The following is a 17,432-nucleotide window of genomic DNA, read 5'->3' on the forward strand; positions in this document are numbered from 1 at the left end:
TGAAAATTAAATTAGCGAGCGCTTATTTTGATATAAATGTTGTGAACAAGTACACAAAAATAGACTTAAAGCTAACTAAAACACTGTTAACTTTAAAATTATATTCACAAAAAGCTCAAATACCCTTCTGTTGAAGGCGTAAATGCTAACAAGCAAATTGTGCACTTAATGGCAATATTAGCCTATCCTTGTTATCAAACTGATTTAACATTAGATAATAAATCGACAATTGATGACTTATCGGTATAATTCGCGCACTTTTATCTAACGTCCTGTCAGTCTTCTTTTCACAACGCTACACCCTAGCCGCTTGCGATAACAATGCTGTATCACTCTATGGAAACTTGTTTTGATTTCTACCGCTAATATTACTATGCAGTTTGGCCCTGAGCCGTTGTTTGAAAACATTTCGGCACAATTTGGTAACGGCAATCGTTACGGTTTAATTGGTGCCAATGGTTGTGGTAAATCCACATTTATGAAAATACTCAGCGGCGCATTAGCACCGACATCCGGCAACGTATCGATTACACCGGGTTTAAAAGTCGGGACATTAAGCCAGGATCAGTTCGCCTTTGAAAAATACACCGTGGTTGATGCTGTCATCATGGGTGATGTAGAACTGTGGAAAGTCAAACAAGAGCGTGATTACATTTACAGCAAAGCAGAAATGACCGATGAAGATGGCATGCGTGTTGGCGATCTTGAAAGTCAATTTGCCGAAATGGACGGCTACACAGCAGAAAGCCGTGCAGGTGAAATTTTATTAGAAGCAGGCATTGAAGAGTCGTTTCATTTTGGGTTAATGCAACAAGTTGCCCCAGGTTGGAAACTCCGCGTGCTATTGGCTCAAGCTTTATTTGCCAACCCAGACATTTTATTACTCGACGAGCCCACCAACAACCTAGATATTCATACCATCAGTTGGTTAGCCACTGAGTTAAATAAACGCAAGTGCACCATGATCATCATTTCGCACGACAGACACTTTTTAAACTCAGTGTGTACGCACATGGCAGATATCGACTACGGTGAGCTGCGTATTTACCCTGGTAACTATGAATATTTCCTCGCACAATCTAGCCTGCTGCGTGAACAACTCTTAGCCGGTAACGCTAAAAAAAGTGCAGAAATTGAAGAGCTACAAGACTTCGTTAACCGTTTTGGTGCTAACGCATCTAAAGCTAAGCAAGCCAGTTCGCGCGCTAAAAAAATGGATAAAATTAAGCTAGATGAAGTTAAATCATCAAGCCGAATTACGCCATCCATACGTTTTACCGAATCCAAAAAATTACACCGCCAAGCCTTAGTGCTAGAAGATCTAGGCCATGGGTTTGATGAGGTGCTATTTGAACATGGCGATCTCATTTTAGAAGCGGGCTCAAAGCTTGCCATTATTGGTGAAAACGGCGTGGGTAAAACAACCCTGCTACGATGTTTGGTAAATGAAATCCAACACAACCATGGCCGTATTAAATGGTCAGAAAATGCCGCCATAGGTTATTGCCCACAAGACAGCACCGCAGACTTTGACAATGACATGTCAATATTTGACTGGATGTCACTATGGCGCACGCCAAAACACAATGATTTAATGGTTCGTGGCATGTTGGGGCGTCTTTTGTTTACCGAAGACGATGCCAATAAAAAAGTCCGTAACTGCTCAGGTGGTGAAAAAAACCGTTTACTATTTGGTAAGTTAATGATGATGGACATTAACGTACTGGTCATGGACGAACCAACAAACCACATGGACATGGAAGCAATTGAAGCATTAAATCAAGCGTTGAAATTATTTGAAGGCACATTAATATTTGTTAGCCACGACCGCGAGTTTGTGTCATCACTTGCAACTCGAATTATTGATGTTAAAGGCAAAAAGCTCGTTAACTTTCAGGGTACTTTCGATGAATATCTTGCAAGCCAAGCAGTAACTGAGGCTTAATACTACCCGTAGTAAATGCGTTAAACCGAATAATTAAGGCCTTTATTGTGGGGTATTCAAACCACATTGAAGGCCTATTTATTGATTAAACAGCACACGAAAAACCTCAAGCACACATATAACCAATCAACCCCCGGATTTCCAATAAAAGCACTTTGGGATGACGGCACAAGACGACAGCAACATCACCCGCTTTGTAATCCCTGCCTTGTCGCACTTATGTCACTCCTGCAATGCTGCACTTATGTCATTCCTGCAATGCCGAACTTATGTCATTCCTGCAATGCCGAACTTATGTCACTACTGCAATGCTTTTAAGCAGGAATCCAGATGTTCGCTCTGGCTGTTAAACAAATGCGTAAAAACCAAAGCAACACCTGGATCCCCAATACAAGCATTTGAGGATGACGACATAAACCAAACCACCCGGATCCCCATACAAGCATTTAGGATGACGACATAAACCAAACCACCTGTACCCCCATACAAGCATTTAGGATGACGGCATAAACCAAAAGCCACACCGGGATCATCATTAACCAATCTCACAAATGGCAGACAAAAATTAAAACGCCAATCCCTAAATAAAATAGTCTGCGACATGCCATGACAGTAGGTAATTCGGTAACAAACCAAATTGGTATGACAACAAATTAAAACAAGACTGACCAATTGTAGATAATTGTTATGGCTTTGTAACTCACTTAAGACACGTCAAAATCAATTTAACAGAAATAAGATTCTGTTTTTTCTTAAACAATAAATACGTCCTATTTATTAGCTATAATAAGCATTAGTGCTTATTAACATTGAGAAAACCATTCAAATTTCTCCTCATTAGACCTTGGTATGACAAGATTGTTATTTTGGTAAAGTAGATTGCAATTATTGGTAACGTGTTATATAAATGTTGGTGTTGAATAAAACAACGACAATTGGTAGACCAACTGGTAATGCCAAACAATTAGTTCTTTGGGGGGAATTATGAAGCTTAATAAAATAAGCGCTATGTTTAGTAGCTCAAAAAAGAAAGCCAATAACATCACAATTTTTGGCGCAACACTGACGGCATTGTTAAGCATGCCTGCAGCATACGCCGCTGATGCAGAACAGGTTGCTGCAGAAGAAGTCGATACAAGTGAAATTGAAGTTATTGCGGTTCGTGGTATTTTTGGTAGCTTAAAAGCAGCTAATTTACTTAAACGTACTGACGACCGTATTGTTGATGCCATTGTTGCTGAAGACATTGGTAAACTACCTGATAACAACATCGCAGAAGCACTACAACGTATTACCGGCGTGTCAATTGAATCAGATTTTGGTGTGGGCGAATCGGTCACGATCCGCGGCGTATCTGAAAACCTTATTCTATTAAATGGCCGTTCTACAGCCGGTCCTGGCCGTGGCGGTATTAGCCTAGATGACTTCCCTTCAAGCTTTTTGAAAACCGTTGAAGTTGTTAAATCACCAACACCAGAAATGATTGAAGGTGCACTCGGTGGTACGGTTAACATGCAAACGGTTCGTCCTTTAGAACTATCTGAGCCGCTTTATGCGTTTACACTTGACGGTGAATACGCCGACAAAACAGAAAACGTTGCCCCAAACTTTACCGCAGCAATGGGTAATAACTGGGATCTAGGCGAAGCCGGTACCTTTGGTGCATCAGTTAACTTATCTTACCAAGACCGCGAACTACGTCGTGACGAATACTTTAACAAGGTCGACTTACAAAATGATATTGATATCGATGGTGACGGCACAGTTGATGTATCTGGTGGACCAAATGGTAAATACCTACGTCGTACTGAAAGCACCGTTGAGCAAAAAACCGAAGAGCGTGAACGTACCGCTTACGGTTTATCACTACAATGGGCGCCAACAAACGAAGATTTAAACATCTACGTTGACATGAACGCAACTGAACTTGACGGCGGCCAAGCAGCCTACTCTATTCTTGACGTTGGCGGAACTGTTGTACCAAGAAGCGATTCTTACTATGACAGCAATGGTCAACTACACAATTACGATTTAACCGGTGTGTTAACTATTCCAAAAACGTGGAGTGACTTTACCACCAATGAAACGTCATCTCATGCCATCGGCGCAGAGTGGAACCTTACTGACAACATCGAATTGTCTGGTGAGTACTCAATTTCTAAGTCAGAAGAACGCCAAGTTGCATCAGAGTTTAACCTACGTCCAATTGAACGTACCGATCCAACCCTAAGCCTTGTCACACACACCAGTACGGGTAGTTCAACCAGCGGTGATGGTATTCCATCTTACGTGTTTGCTGACACAGGTATGTTAACTAACCCAGACAACCTTGTTTTCCGTGAGTTTTTCCATAAAACATTAGACACAAATAACGAAGAACAAGCATTACGTTTCGACTTTAAAATCAATGATATTGGTGTTGACTTTGTCAGTGCAGTAAAAGCCGGTGTGCGCTTTACCGACCGTGACTATTCCGCTAACCGTTTTGACCTTAAGCCAAATGGTAGCACGTTAAAAGACGCTTATAAGAATGCTAAAAATGCCGATGGTTTATACAGCCCAACCTGGATTGATAACCCAATCATTGCCGGCAGTTTCAAAACCATTAACATGGACAACTCATTTGACCAAACCGGTATTGCAGGTCAAAACGATTTGTTGACTTACAATGTTTACGATGCTGAACGTTTACAAGACACTGAAGCAACTTATGCACTTGTACAGCAGATGTTAGCAGGTACCACCTATGCGATGGATGGATCACTTGCAGACAACATGGTTGAAGACACAAGCGCTTATAAAGAGATTAACGAGAAAACCAGTGCTATTTACGCACAATTCCACCTAGACTTTGAAGACATTAAAGCCGTTGTGGGTGGTCGTTACATTCAAACAGAGTTGGAATCAAGCATTGTTGACTCAATCGACTCAAACGGTAACCGTATTCTAACAACGGGTAAAAATGACTACTCAGACTTTTTACCTAGTTTAAACGTAACTTACACATTATCTGAAGAAACATTATTACGTTTTGCAGCGGCAAAAGTGATGCGCCGTGCTGACTTTGATGAGCTAAGCCCTGCACTGTCAATCGATAACTCGCTAGTGACTGGTACTCAAGGTTCATATCAACTCGATCCATACCGTGTCACTCAGTATGACTTCTCGGTTGAACACTACTTTGACGGCGGCGGGATTGTCTCTGCGGCGATATTCTACAAAGATGTGCAATCGTTTACTCAAAGCGACAGCAGCTGTTTAGCTGACTCTGCGACCATTACTGGCCAAAACACAACGCAATGGAACAACATCTGTTTACTTGACACCGCAGGCCAAAGCCAAGGTGACATAGTCAACGCGACAGAAGCACAAGGCCTTGCGTATGTTGATGCAGAAAAAGCCGCTGGCCGTACAGGTATTGTAATTGATACCGACGTCAATGGTGGTAGTGGTGAAGTAAGAGGTTTAGAGCTAGGTTATCAACAGCAGTTTGACTTTTTACCAGGCATTTGGTCAGGTTTAGGCGTTAACGCTAACTATACTTACGCAGACAGTGAGCAACCAGACGGTAACCCATTGTTGAATATCTCTAAAAATACCGCTAACACGCAAATCTACTGGGAAGGTGAAGATCTTCAACTACGTCTTGCATACAACTGGCGTGACCGTTATTTAGATGAGCAAACAACTAAGCGTGTTCAAACGGTAGGTGCGTTAGGTTACAACGTGTTTAACCAAAACGACCCTACAGCAGACGGCTATGATCCAACAGTAGGTAACAGCTACCGTGAAGCCAGAGGGCAATTTGACTTCTCTGTGAGCTATGACATCAACGAAAGCTTCACTGTTGTAGCCAATGCGGTAAACCTAACAGGTGAACCGATTGAATACACAACAGAGTTAGGTTCGGTTTGGGCGTATAGCGAAGCAGACCGTCGATACACACTAGGCGTGCGCGCCAAGTTCTAATCGACAACCCGTAAAAGCCTATCAAATTGATAGGCTTTTTTATTCATGTACTCACACAAACAACTCACAAATACGACACGAATTAAGATTGTAAAAAACTAAAATAAGCTCATTAAAATCAGTTGGTTTATATAGAACCTTACCAATTTTACTTTTGGTATGTCCAATTGCTATAATTGGTTGACAATCTGGTTGTAATTAACTAACATTTTGTAATACAAGTTCATTGATCAGTTATAAACAGTAGTAATAGCTCATTCAGTATGTATACCCAAACAACCTGAAGATGCTCGATTTCAGCAAGAATTTACACACGTTTAGGCAAGGCATTGATTATGGGTAATGGTTGTTCCCTTTCCAAAATCAGCTAAATTAACAAAAGCCGCCGCATAAACGCGTGTATAACTTGCTCCTTGGGAGTTTATCCGTGTTCCTACTACGTTGTTGCGTTAATTTATAAGGTACCTACATTACCGCATTAACGCGCCTAGTATTGAAAACAAGGTGAAGCTCTGAAACACAGATCTTCAAGTTGATTGAGCACAAGACATTGCCTACCTCTAAACGCAGGTGTGCACTTTTAATTGCCAGATACGCATTAACTAATATATTTAGGAGTTAGATATGACAAAACCAGTCATCGGTTTCATCGGCCTAGGCCTTATGGGCGGCAACATGGTTGAGAACCTACAAAAAAGAGGTTACCAATTAAATGTAATGGATCTTAACAAAGATGCCGTTGCAACGTGTGTTGCTCGTGGTGCTAAAGCGGTTAGTTCAGCAAAAGAGCTTGCTGCAGCCAGTGACATCGTCATGTTATGTTTAACCACCTCAGCCGTAGTAGAAAAGCTAGTTTATGGCGACGACGGTATTTTAGCAGGCATTAAAGAAGGTTCAGTACTGATTGACTTTGGTACTTCTATTCCATCATCTACACGTAAAATTGGTGCAGATCTGGCCGCAAAAGGCGCAGGTATGATAGACGCACCACTAGGCCGCACCCCTGCTCACGCTAAAGATGGCTTATTAAACATCATGGCTGCTGGCGACATTGACACCTTTAATAAAGTGAAGCCTGTATTAGACGATCAAGGCGAAAACGTATTCCACCTAGGTGAATTAGGCGCTGGCCACACAACAAAGTTAATCAATAACTTTATGGGTATGACCACAGTTTGCGCAATGTCACAAGCTTTTGCTGTTGCGAAACTTGCAGGTGTTGACCGTCAACAATTGTTTGACATCATGTCAGCTGGCCCATCTAACTCACCGTTTATGAAGTTTTGTAAAAACTACGCGGTTGATGGCGTAAGCGACCTAGGTTTCTCGATTGCTAACGCAAATAAAGATTTAGGCTACTTCTTAAAAATGGTAGAAGATTTAGGCACAGAATCTAAAATTGCTGAAGGTTCATCTGCTAACTTACAAGCAGCATTTGACGAAGGTTTAGGTAACGGTAACGTACCAGAAATATTTGATTACTTTGTAAAACTAGCTAAATAATCAAACGGTTGTTATTTAAGCAACTGAATTTACATATATTTTGACGTGTTAAGCAGCATTAAAATACTAAAATGGTCTTCATTATGAAGACCATTTTTTTTATCAAGATGTTTAGCTATAAACTCGGCGCTCAACGCTTAGTGATACTGTAACTAAATCTAGTCAGTTTGAACAAAAATCGACACAACACATGTTGAGTAATTATAAAAGTTACATTTCGTCTTCTTTTCTTATCATTTTACGGCGCTTAGTTGAGTATTCATCGTTTGTAACCTCAAACGAGTCAGTTAACTCACGCAGTCTGGCACCTAACTTGGTAATATCAATACTGACATGATCGCAAAGCTCAATAGATTGGCGAGTGTTTTCAAAACTGGTATCCATGTTGTTAAAATTGTCAGACACACCAGACAATGAATGAAGCTGCCCTTGTATCGCTACATCAATCGTTTGTACGTATTTTTCTATTGTTTGCATTGCAGACTCAATATCACCCCAACTAGACTCCGTTTTATTCACATTAACAGCACATTCACGCGTGGATTCTAAGCTTTGCTTCATAATAATCGCCACTTGACCTGTGCTTTTTGTAATATTATTAATCATAGTTGCCACGTCATTTGTCGACTCTTGAGTACGAGAAGCAAGGCCCCTCACCTCATCGGCCACTACAGCAAATCCACGGCCCATGTCTCCAGCTCTTGCCGCTTCAATTGAGGCATTAAGTGCTAATAAATTAGTTTGCTCAGCAATGGTTTTAATCACATCGACAATACGCACAATTTCATTGGCGTTTTGTTCCAGTAAATTAACTGCCTCTGCGGCACTGCTAATATCTTGCTGTAACGCCAGCATTTGCTTAACGGTTGTAGCAACGGTTGTTCTACCCACACTGACCTCTTGCGACGCATGTGTGGCTGCCGTTTTAATATTGGCTAATTCAGTGTCAACCACTCGGCTAGAACTTAACGAATCGGTTAATTGTTGCTGAACATGAACAGACTGCTCCTGCGTGTTGTTAGCATACTCAATTAAATGGGCGTTAATGTCTTTCACATCTTCAGACATGGGCTGCATTCTAATAATCGAAGCCATCAAACTTGAAAACGTATTGTCCAGGTAATCGATAAACTTATTCACTCCTGTAGCCAACGTTGCCAGTTCATCACTGCCGCTCACAGGTAACCGGATACGTAAATCACCTTTACCCGACGACAACTGATTAACGGTATCTAACATGATTCGCAACGGTGACGTGATAGTCGTGGCCAACACCCAACCAGCAAAACTACCAATAATCAATGCAGCAATAGACAACACAATTAGCGACATCAGCGTTTTTTGCTCTAACAAAGCCACAAGCCGTAGTGCTTCCTCTTCATCAATTTCGCTTAATACGCCCCAATTGAGTCCCTCTACCTTAAGGGGTTGATAGGCAGACACAACACTAATATTGCGATAATCATTAAAAATGGCAATGCCTGTTTCCCCTTTTTTAATCCGCTCAGCGCCAATCGTATTCACCGGCTGCAAGCCCATAGAAGTCACATTGGTTTTCATTTTTTGGATTACCGACTCAGGTAAGCCAACATTCTTCATGGTATTGTAATACGCCGTTGGGTCCTCAATTAAAAAACGCGCATCCGAGCGCATTAACCCGTCGTGACCAATTAAATAGGTTTCACCACTGTCACCAAAACCAGAGTCAGTCCAGTTTTTATTGTGGGTCATAATATTATTTAAACGATCAATCGGTAATTGAAAAATTAACACACCAATAATACGGTCTTGTTTCATTATGGGGGTCGCGATAAACGCAGCTTGAGCATTATAAGAAGGTAAATACGCTGAAAAGTCGGTTAAATAAGTGCTTTTAGTTACAAGAGACTGTCTAAATGCTTCTGCGATTGCACTTTTTGCAAATGGTCCATGGAGTAAAGAGGTTGCATAATCGATTTCTTTAAATACCGAATACACAATATTACCGTTTTGGGGCTCAACCAAAAAAACATCGTAAAAACCAAACTCGCGTTGAAACGCCCTAATAGACTCATGATACTTTGCATGCACATCAGCATAATACGAACCGTCATTAAGCGAGGTAAGCTCATCTTTTTGCCCTAGTGCGGAGGGATTATCCGCAATAAAGGCTCGCTGTAATGACTTTTCTTTATCTGACAAAGAAGAAAGTAAACTCATCACAGATAAGTTATCAGCCGGGTTTAAACTTTTAAACTTTTGCTCAAATTGGCTCTGATAAAAACGCGTAAGCGAACTATGGTCATTATCTGTGACAACCTGACGGGTAAACGCGTCAGTAAATTGCTCCATAGCATCAATATACATGAGGTTTTTAGCTGATGTACTGACCTGGCTGCGGATCACATTAAAATAACTTTCAACTTGCTTAGCAACCTGATTACGACTAGCCGTTAATCTGTTTTCTGCATTTTTTAGCAATAACTTTTCAGATTCCGCTAACGTAATACCGCCCAAAATTAAACAACACACAACCGAAAATAGAATGCTCAAAGAAGATGTGCTTAGCAACAGCTTTAATTGTAATTTCATTGTTAAGTCTGGCCCCATGTAAGTGTTATTTTAATTTTAATCACTTTTAAAAAATTAACAAAAACAAAACAGTAAAAACACAGTTAGATAAAAAAATAGACTACAAATAATCAACGCTTACTCGTCAACAGCCCTTAGTCTTTTTTATTGGTCAAACAACGCCAAGCGTAACTCAGTATTATTGACCAAGTTAATACAAGCTATTACAAGGCACGTTTTTATTAAGGTCAGCATACACATCGAAGTAACTAAGTAGAGGGAATACACAATAGGTTAAAATCAGTTCTATCTGGTCAGTTGACCTAATCCGCGCTATGGTAAGCTTAAATAACCCCTCGCCAATGGATTTTAATTGTTTAGCTATAATATCAACGGTAAAGCCAGCCGCCATTTTACCTATGCCGATCTCATACATTGTGGTGCCACCGCGCTCGAACACCAAATTGAAAACCTGCCATTACAACCTGATACCTGGCGTGCACTGAGTTTACTGGCCACAAAATTATTAGACCCCATAGTTGACCATTTTGGCCCTATAGCCCTAACATATGGTTTTTGCTCACCAGAGCTTGCCAGAAAGATCGCAAAAAACCGCAATCCACATATTGCTCCAAAACTAGATCAACATTGCTCGCACGAACTCAATCAAAACCAACAACTCATTTGCGACCGCCTTGGCGCTGCTTGCGACTTAACCTTAGCTAGCAACAATGAAAACAAGCCAATCGATATGCAACAGGTGGCATTATGGGTATGCGAAAACCTACAGTTTGATCGCCTGTATTACTACGGTAAACACAGACCAATCCACATTAGTATTGGCCCGCAAATGAATCAGTTTATCCAAACCATGAAAACCAACCCCGACACCGGCCACAGAGTACCCTCCAAAAAAGGCCGAGGGCTAACCGCAATTAGCGTAATTAAGCAGGTTGATTATTGATGCACCGCACCTGCAATTTTCAGCACTAGCCGTTTGCCCCCTCATAATTACTGCAATGCCACCCCAACCGTCATACCTGCAATGCCACTCTATCCGTCATCCCTGCAATACCGCCCCATCATAATTACTGCAATGCCACCCCATCCGTCATCCCTGTAATACCGCCCAATTATCATCCCTGCAATGCCTCCCCATCCGTCATCCCTGTAATACCGCCCAATTATCATCCCTGCGATGCCACCCCATCCGTCATTCCTGCAATGTTTTTAAGCAGGAATCCAGGTGTTCGCTCTAGCCCTAACGCCACATAAAAACCAAAATCAGCACATAGCACTTAGCACATGGCCCTTAACACTGTGCCCCCAATACAAACATTTGCGGATGAGGGCTTAAAAACACAGTAACGCCTTATTGGCTAAAAGAGCTAAATGGTAACCACAGGGTAATTCGCATCACCCCATAACTCTTTTGGGTGATCCATCATAATATTGATAATAATTGGAATAAATTTAGACAATAAAGCAACGCCATCTCTAATTTGATTGCGATTTGCCGAACTTTGCCAGGTCGCACCACCGTGAATAAGTTGGTTTCGCAAGGTGTATAGGCGCTGTAAAATGATGGCGGTTAAAATAGCAGTCGATTTAGTTGCAAGGGCATAATTTGCAGCCGCCTTTGCTTTAGTAAAACGCGTTTGCCATTCCTGTTCTGGTATTTTTCCGTTATGAAAATCCCAAAAAGGTTGGAACACAAATTGATTATCTAATAGCACCCTAATGCTAGATGAAAACTCACGCCAAAGCAGAGTGTAAATCTGGTTGTTTGTATCAAGGTTAATTAATTTATTAATAAACTTCGAAAATGCTTCAGACTCTGTATGCCTTAACACCTCTGTGTCCTGCGCATAAGCCGCATTAAACGCAATCCAAAGAAAAATAAACTGACTGTCTTTATCGTCACAATGTTCAGACTTGTCTAACCAACTAAGAGACCGATGCACTCTTAACGCAAGCCCTTCACAAAATTCACCACGAATAAGCCGCTGTTTATCTTTTAATGTTTGAAACTTCATTCCAATATCCTTATCCGAAATCATGCTCTGCGTAAAAACACGCTGAAAACACCTACATTGTTTACAAAACAACATTACACCAACACAGCAGTATAGCTATTATTATTTATCGTTGTATCGCATTGTTAATAAGACAAAAAGCTTTATCATTTGCTAAAGACCAAGATTAATCAACAGATCACTTTGAGTCATTATCTATGTGTATCACCACTCAATTAATCACCTCAAGCTACTTAGTTGGATTAAGCGCTAACGACGGTATTTAAATGCGGTTTGTTTAGTAAATACCAATTCATTGCTTGAGCCATTTGTTATATTTAAGCTAGAATCAAATTAATTAAATCATAGGCTTAGTTATGTCTACCATCGAGTTTTACAATCAACATTCCCAAAGCTTTTTTGACACAACGGTTAACGCCGATGTGAGCGAACTCTACCAACCATTTATTGAATGTCTTCAACAGAATGCACATATATTGGACGCTGGTTGTGGTTCTGGCCGTGATAGTAAAGCGTTTATTGAAATGGGTTTTACTGTAACCGCCATTGACGCAAGCAGTGAACTGGCTAGCGCCGCAGCTAAATTTATTGGCCAACCCGTTTTGGTGTGTCGTTTTGACGAAATAGACAAAACAGATCAATTTGACGGGATTTGGGCCTGCGCGTCTTTACTTCATGTTGAAGCAAATGCACTACCCAGTACATTTGCGATTTTAGCCAGCACACTGGTTGCAAATGGTGTATTTTATTGCTCTTTCAAATATGGCGTACAAGAGCGAACTCATAATGGCCGATCCTTTACTGATGCAAATGAATCTTTGCTTGAGCAATGGATACAAGGCTCAGGTTTACACATTAAACAAACCTGGGTTACAACCGATGTACGCCCTGGCAGAGAAAACGAAAAGTGGCTGAATGCCATTCTTATTAAGACCTCAAAGTAGAGAAACAACATGAAGTTAGCAGATGGACCTGTATTAACTAGCGGTGGTTTGGACGACCCGTTTTTACCTAAATTATTGCAAGCAATTAACCGAGCAAGCAGTATTGAAATTTCCGTTTCTTTTATTCAACGTTCTGGGCTGGATTTAATTTTTGATGCCTTGTCAGATGCATTAGAACGCCAAGCAACTATTGATATTGTCACCTCTGACTACCTTTACATTACCGATCCAGTGGCATTACGCCACCTAATGATTTTGCAGTCTCGTGGTGCTAAAACCAAAATATTCACTTGTAAAAGTGGCCAAAGCTTTCACATGAAAACCTACATTTTCATTCAACAGCAAAAGGATCAAGCAGACAAAGGTTGCGCTTATGTGGGTTCCAACAACATCAGTAAAGCCGCATTTACCCATGCGTTCGAATGGTGTTTACGACATGATTTGATTGAAAACCAAGATCCCAATGATTTTAACTATATCCGCCAACAATTTTTGCAGATTTTTAACCATCAGCAATCGATTCATCTCAACGATGAATTTATCAATCGCTATGCCGACAAACGTAAAAAGGTTAAGCCGCCACTTGCAATTGTTAATGAAGTGGAACCGGTAGAGCCTGCACCAAACTCTGCCCAGCAAGAAGCTTTAGCAGCCCTTGCAAATACACGTCGGCAAATGCAATCAAAAGGCTTGGTGGTATTAGCAACTGGCATGGGTAAAACATGGCTAGCGGCATTTGATGTGCAACAATTTAACGCTCGTAAAGTGTTATTTGTTGCGCACAGAGAAGAAATTTTACTGCAAGCAGAGCGCACATTTAAGTCATTATTACCTAAACTTGTCAGCGGCCATTTTAATGCAAAAACCAAAGTCGTTGATGCCGATATTGTGTTTGCATCAATTCAAACATTAGGTCAGCAAATACACCTCAATAAGGTGAGTCCAAATCATTTTGATTATGTGATTGTCGATGAGTTTCATCATGCTGGTGCCAGTAGTTATCAATCATTATTAAACCACTTTACCCCGCAGTTTTTATTAGGTTTAACAGCCACGCCAGAGCGCACAGATCAAGCGGACATTTTATCTTTATGCGATAACAATTTGGTGTACGAAAAGAACATCGTTGATGGTATCGAATTAGGTATTTTGGTGCCATTTCACTACCAAGGCATCAATGATGACACAGTTAACTATCAAGACTTACCATGGCGTAACGGTAAGTTTGATCCCAAGGCTCTTGAATTTAAGTTTGCCACACAAAAGCGGGCTAAGCATGTTTTTAGCCATTGGCAAACACACAAGCAGCAAAGAACATTAGCCTTTTGTGTCTCTAAAGCCCATGCCGATTTTATGGCTCAATGGTTTGACGCTCGAGGCATAAAAGCGGTGTCAGTGCACAGTGATTCAGACGTAAGACGCGCAGAAGCGTTAAACTTGCTGGCTTCAGGTAAAATCGAGGTGATTTTCTCGGTCGATTTATTCAATGAAGGTACTGATTTACCTTCAATTGACACCATATTAATCTTACGGCCCACCGAGTCTAAAATATTGTTTTTACAACAATTGGGGCGCGGATTACGCACATCACCCGACACCAATAAACAGTTTGTTTCGGTTATCGATTTTATTGGTAATCACATCAGCTTTTTGAATCGACCAATGGCGTTATTGCAATCCAAAAATATTAATGAAACTGTAAAGCGGCTTAATGATCCGAAACTGCACCCTGACTGTGTAATTAATATTGCTCCTGAACTGATTAACTTTTGGCAACAGCTAAAACTTGATTACTCTAAAGCAGATCAACAATATCAATTGCTTAAAGATGATTTAGGCCATCGCCCTACTGCAACAGAATTTTATCATAGTGATTATTCATGGGGTAAATTAACCCAGCAATTTGGTAGTTGGTTTGAATTGGTGTTAAGCCAAGAGCAAGATGATAAAACCTTACAAACATTAACACCCTATTTGACATTTTTAAGCCGCGGTGTTGAAAAAGCCTCAATGAGTAAAAGCTTCAAAGCCATATTACTTGAAGCATTTATTGAGTTGGATGGTTTACGCACACCACCGAGTATTGACGCAGTTTGTATTAAAAGTTGGCAAGTGTTTAAACGCTACCCAAATTTGTGGACCCAAGATGTTAAAGCTGATTTACAACAAGTCGAGTCTGACTCACCAAAATGGCGAAAATACTGGTTAAGCAACCCTATTACTTTTTTAAGCAAGCAAGATAGCACCGATACTCAATCTTGGTTTAACGTTGAGGCTGATTGTCTTCACGCAAATATTGATATTGCAGGTACAGATATTGATACTTTAACAACGGCAATGCGGGAGTTAACCGCGTTATTACTTGCACGTTATAGCCAACGAAAAGCCGCTAAGACCAACACGAAAAAATCATCAGCAAATGTCATTACGCTAGCTGAAAATCAGCCTCAAGAACACATTCAGCAGATCAATTTTTACCCTGACCTAAAAATTGCTTGTGGCCATTTTAAAACGGGTACTGATGAGCATAGCGAAAACCGAAAGTTAAATTCGAGTTTTAATCGACTCGATCCATCCATTCATTTTATTGCCCCAGCCAGCGGTAATTCGATGAATGGGGGTAAAAATCCCATTCACGATGGTGATTTATTATTACTTGAACGAGTTACAGCAATCAATGCAGGCTCGATTACCGGTAAAATCATGGCGATCGAAATCCAAGATAAAGCCGGAGACAATCAATACTTACTGCGAAAAGTGAGCAAATTGCCAAATGGTCAATACCAACTCAACGCACATAACCGTGACTATGCCCCCATGATTGCCAATGAAAGCATGGTTACGTTTGCGCGTTTAAAGCAGGTGTTAGATGCAGCTGATTTTGTTGAATAACAACGTCATAATGACTACTAAACAGCAGTCATAAATCATGCCGCTTAATCTTGTGATCAATTGTCCACTTGTTACTTGTTACTTGTTACCTTTGGCTTAACCATTTGTTTGCTTATCAAATGCCAACCCCAAAGGGTCAAAGTACGCTTGCAAGGCTCGATATATTTCATAGCAGTGCTCTTTATCTGGATATGCACCATACCTAGATAATGGTGAGTTTATAGTGCTATTAACCAGGTATGGATTCGATATCTCGGCAAACTCTTGTGAATACATTTCAATGCAGGATTCAAAGGCGCGAGCCATCATTTCTGTTGGTTTGGCAAAATAGTGGCAAGCTTGCTGTTTGTCTAATGCGATTGAGCGGCGAACATAGTCGTGGGGTTCTTGGCCGTTGGCGCTTAAAAAAGTGATTTGAAATAACTTAGATAATTGCTGATTTAACGGATGCTTGACCATGGTTTTATCTGCCAGCCAGTGGTCGGTGGCGCAGGCAAAGCGGTTTGCTGTACTCATGTAACCGTCTGGGCATAATAGGCTGTCGTCGATAAACATTTTGTCGGCAATGTAGTGATCAAAGGCATGCCAAAATTCGTGGGCTAATGCCCCTGCTCCGGCATTTTTGGCTAGCGCTAATTCTTTATAAACGGGAGAGTAATGTGCCTGTACGCCTTTTTGGCCACCAGAGCCAAAAGCAAATCGTAGGCTACCGCGCAGGCCAATTAACTCTGGCGGCACACGTAAAATATTGGCAAGGTCGGCAAGTGAATCAAATATCAGATTGGCGGCCAGTGCCGACTCTTCACGGTTAACCCATTTACCCACGCGTATGTGCTTTAAACCAAAGGTGTGTTTAATGTCTAAAAAGCTCACCGAGGCGCCATTACGATAGTCTGGGCCGATGCGCTCAAAGTAGCGCGGGTGATTTAACAATGCATGATGTGACGCCAAACAATACCTCTGTGCTACAAACTGAACTGACACTCTTTTAACGAAGTAGTTTACAACTTTAGTGCTTTTGAACGTAGTGTAATACTAATAAACCTGAGCTCGGGATACTCATAACGGCGTTACACATGTTGAAGCTAGAACAACTTGCTCGCTGCAATTTTTGCCTTATTCTAAGCGATTTCTTATTGGCAACCCCTGTTCTCTTATTTTTCCTGATTGGTGTAGTGTTAACAATTAAATATTAATTGGTGTTATTCAATACCAATCAGGCCACCAGCATATTTATGCAGCCTTATGCAAAATAAAAAGTATCACCCTCGGTAATTTTTTAACCACTACGCACAAAAGTGAATAAATAGTCAAACAAAGCGTTTTATTTATTACGTATTCAATGAGGTTGCCATTGATTTACCGCAAAAGGTTTTTATGACAGAAGATGCACACAATAAAGTCTTTGTTGTATAACAATCCGCTGTTTCTTAAACAACGCCATGACATTAAAAGTGGTGATGCGGTGTTTGATAAAATCTGTAATGTGCTTGAATAGTTGAGCACAGTAGCTACAACACCCAATCAGTAATCACTCATCTATGCACGCCGATAATACCAATTCCAGCAATTATCTGGTCATTCAGCGGGAAT

The 17,432-nt window shown here is 40.9% G+C and carries 9 protein-coding genes; 6 read left to right on the forward strand and 3 right to left on the reverse strand.

Annotated elements, in window-relative coordinates; translation table 11 throughout:
• The first annotated feature begins 349 nt into the window (after positions 1-349).
• From L2703_RS12915 to L2703_RS12925, 3 genes are all read left to right on the forward strand, one after another.
• Positions 350-1,945 (forward strand): ABC-F family ATPase, encoded by a 1,596-nt coding sequence (locus L2703_RS12915; protein WP_248971502.1) that lies wholly within the window; start codon positions 350-352, stop codon positions 1,943-1,945.
• Between the two features lie 984 nt (positions 1,946-2,929).
• Entirely contained in the window at positions 2,930-5,914 is a 2,985-nt protein-coding gene (locus L2703_RS12920) for a TonB-dependent receptor (protein ID WP_248971503.1), read from the forward strand.
• A 624-nt stretch (positions 5,915-6,538) separates the two neighbouring features.
• On the forward strand, positions 6,539-7,417 hold the full coding sequence (locus L2703_RS12925) for an NAD(P)-dependent oxidoreductase (protein WP_248971504.1): 879 nt from the start codon (positions 6,539-6,541) through the stop codon (positions 7,415-7,417).
• A gap of 210 nt (positions 7,418-7,627) precedes the next feature.
• On the opposite strand, the gene L2703_RS12930 is transcribed toward L2703_RS12925, so the two are convergent.
• The gene (locus L2703_RS12930) at positions 7,628-9,988 is read right to left on the reverse strand and encodes a methyl-accepting chemotaxis protein (protein ID WP_248971505.1); all 2,361 of its coding nucleotides are present in this window, start codon (positions 9,986-9,988) and stop codon (positions 7,628-7,630) included.
• Positions 9,989-10,340: 352 nt separating this feature from the next.
• Between L2703_RS12930 and L2703_RS12935 the strand changes: the two genes are divergently transcribed.
• Positions 10,341-10,931, forward strand: coding sequence for a hypothetical protein (locus L2703_RS12935; RefSeq protein WP_248971506.1), 591 nt, complete (start codon positions 10,341-10,343; stop codon positions 10,929-10,931).
• A 424-nt stretch (positions 10,932-11,355) separates the two neighbouring features.
• On the opposite strand, the gene L2703_RS12940 is transcribed toward L2703_RS12935, so the two are convergent.
• On the reverse strand, positions 11,356-12,003 hold the full coding sequence (locus L2703_RS12940) for a HEPN domain-containing protein (RefSeq protein ID WP_248971507.1): 648 nt from the start codon (positions 12,001-12,003) through the stop codon (positions 11,356-11,358).
• A 356-nt stretch (positions 12,004-12,359) separates the two neighbouring features.
• Here L2703_RS12940 and L2703_RS12945 point away from each other — a divergent pair, with 356 nt between their 5' ends.
• Positions 12,360-12,947 carry a class I SAM-dependent DNA methyltransferase gene (locus tag L2703_RS12945; protein ID WP_248971508.1) on the forward strand — a complete coding sequence of 196 codons (588 nt, stop codon included), beginning with the start codon at positions 12,360-12,362 and terminating at the stop codon, positions 12,945-12,947.
• 9 nt (positions 12,948-12,956) lie between these two features.
• Positions 12,957-15,839 (forward strand): DEAD/DEAH box helicase family protein, encoded by a 2,883-nt coding sequence (locus tag L2703_RS12950; RefSeq protein ID WP_248971509.1) that lies wholly within the window; start codon positions 12,957-12,959, stop codon positions 15,837-15,839.
• Between the two features lie 96 nt (positions 15,840-15,935).
• On the opposite strand, the gene L2703_RS12955 is transcribed toward L2703_RS12950, so the two are convergent.
• Complete coding sequence (locus tag L2703_RS12955; protein WP_248971510.1) at positions 15,936-16,790, reverse strand: CLCA_X family protein; 855 nt, start codon at positions 16,788-16,790, stop codon at positions 15,936-15,938.
• Positions 16,791-17,432: the final 642 nt, after the last annotated feature.

The organism is Shewanella basaltis (assembly GCF_023283885.1).
Taxonomy (GTDB): Bacteria; Pseudomonadota; Gammaproteobacteria; order Enterobacterales; family Shewanellaceae; genus Shewanella; species Shewanella basaltis.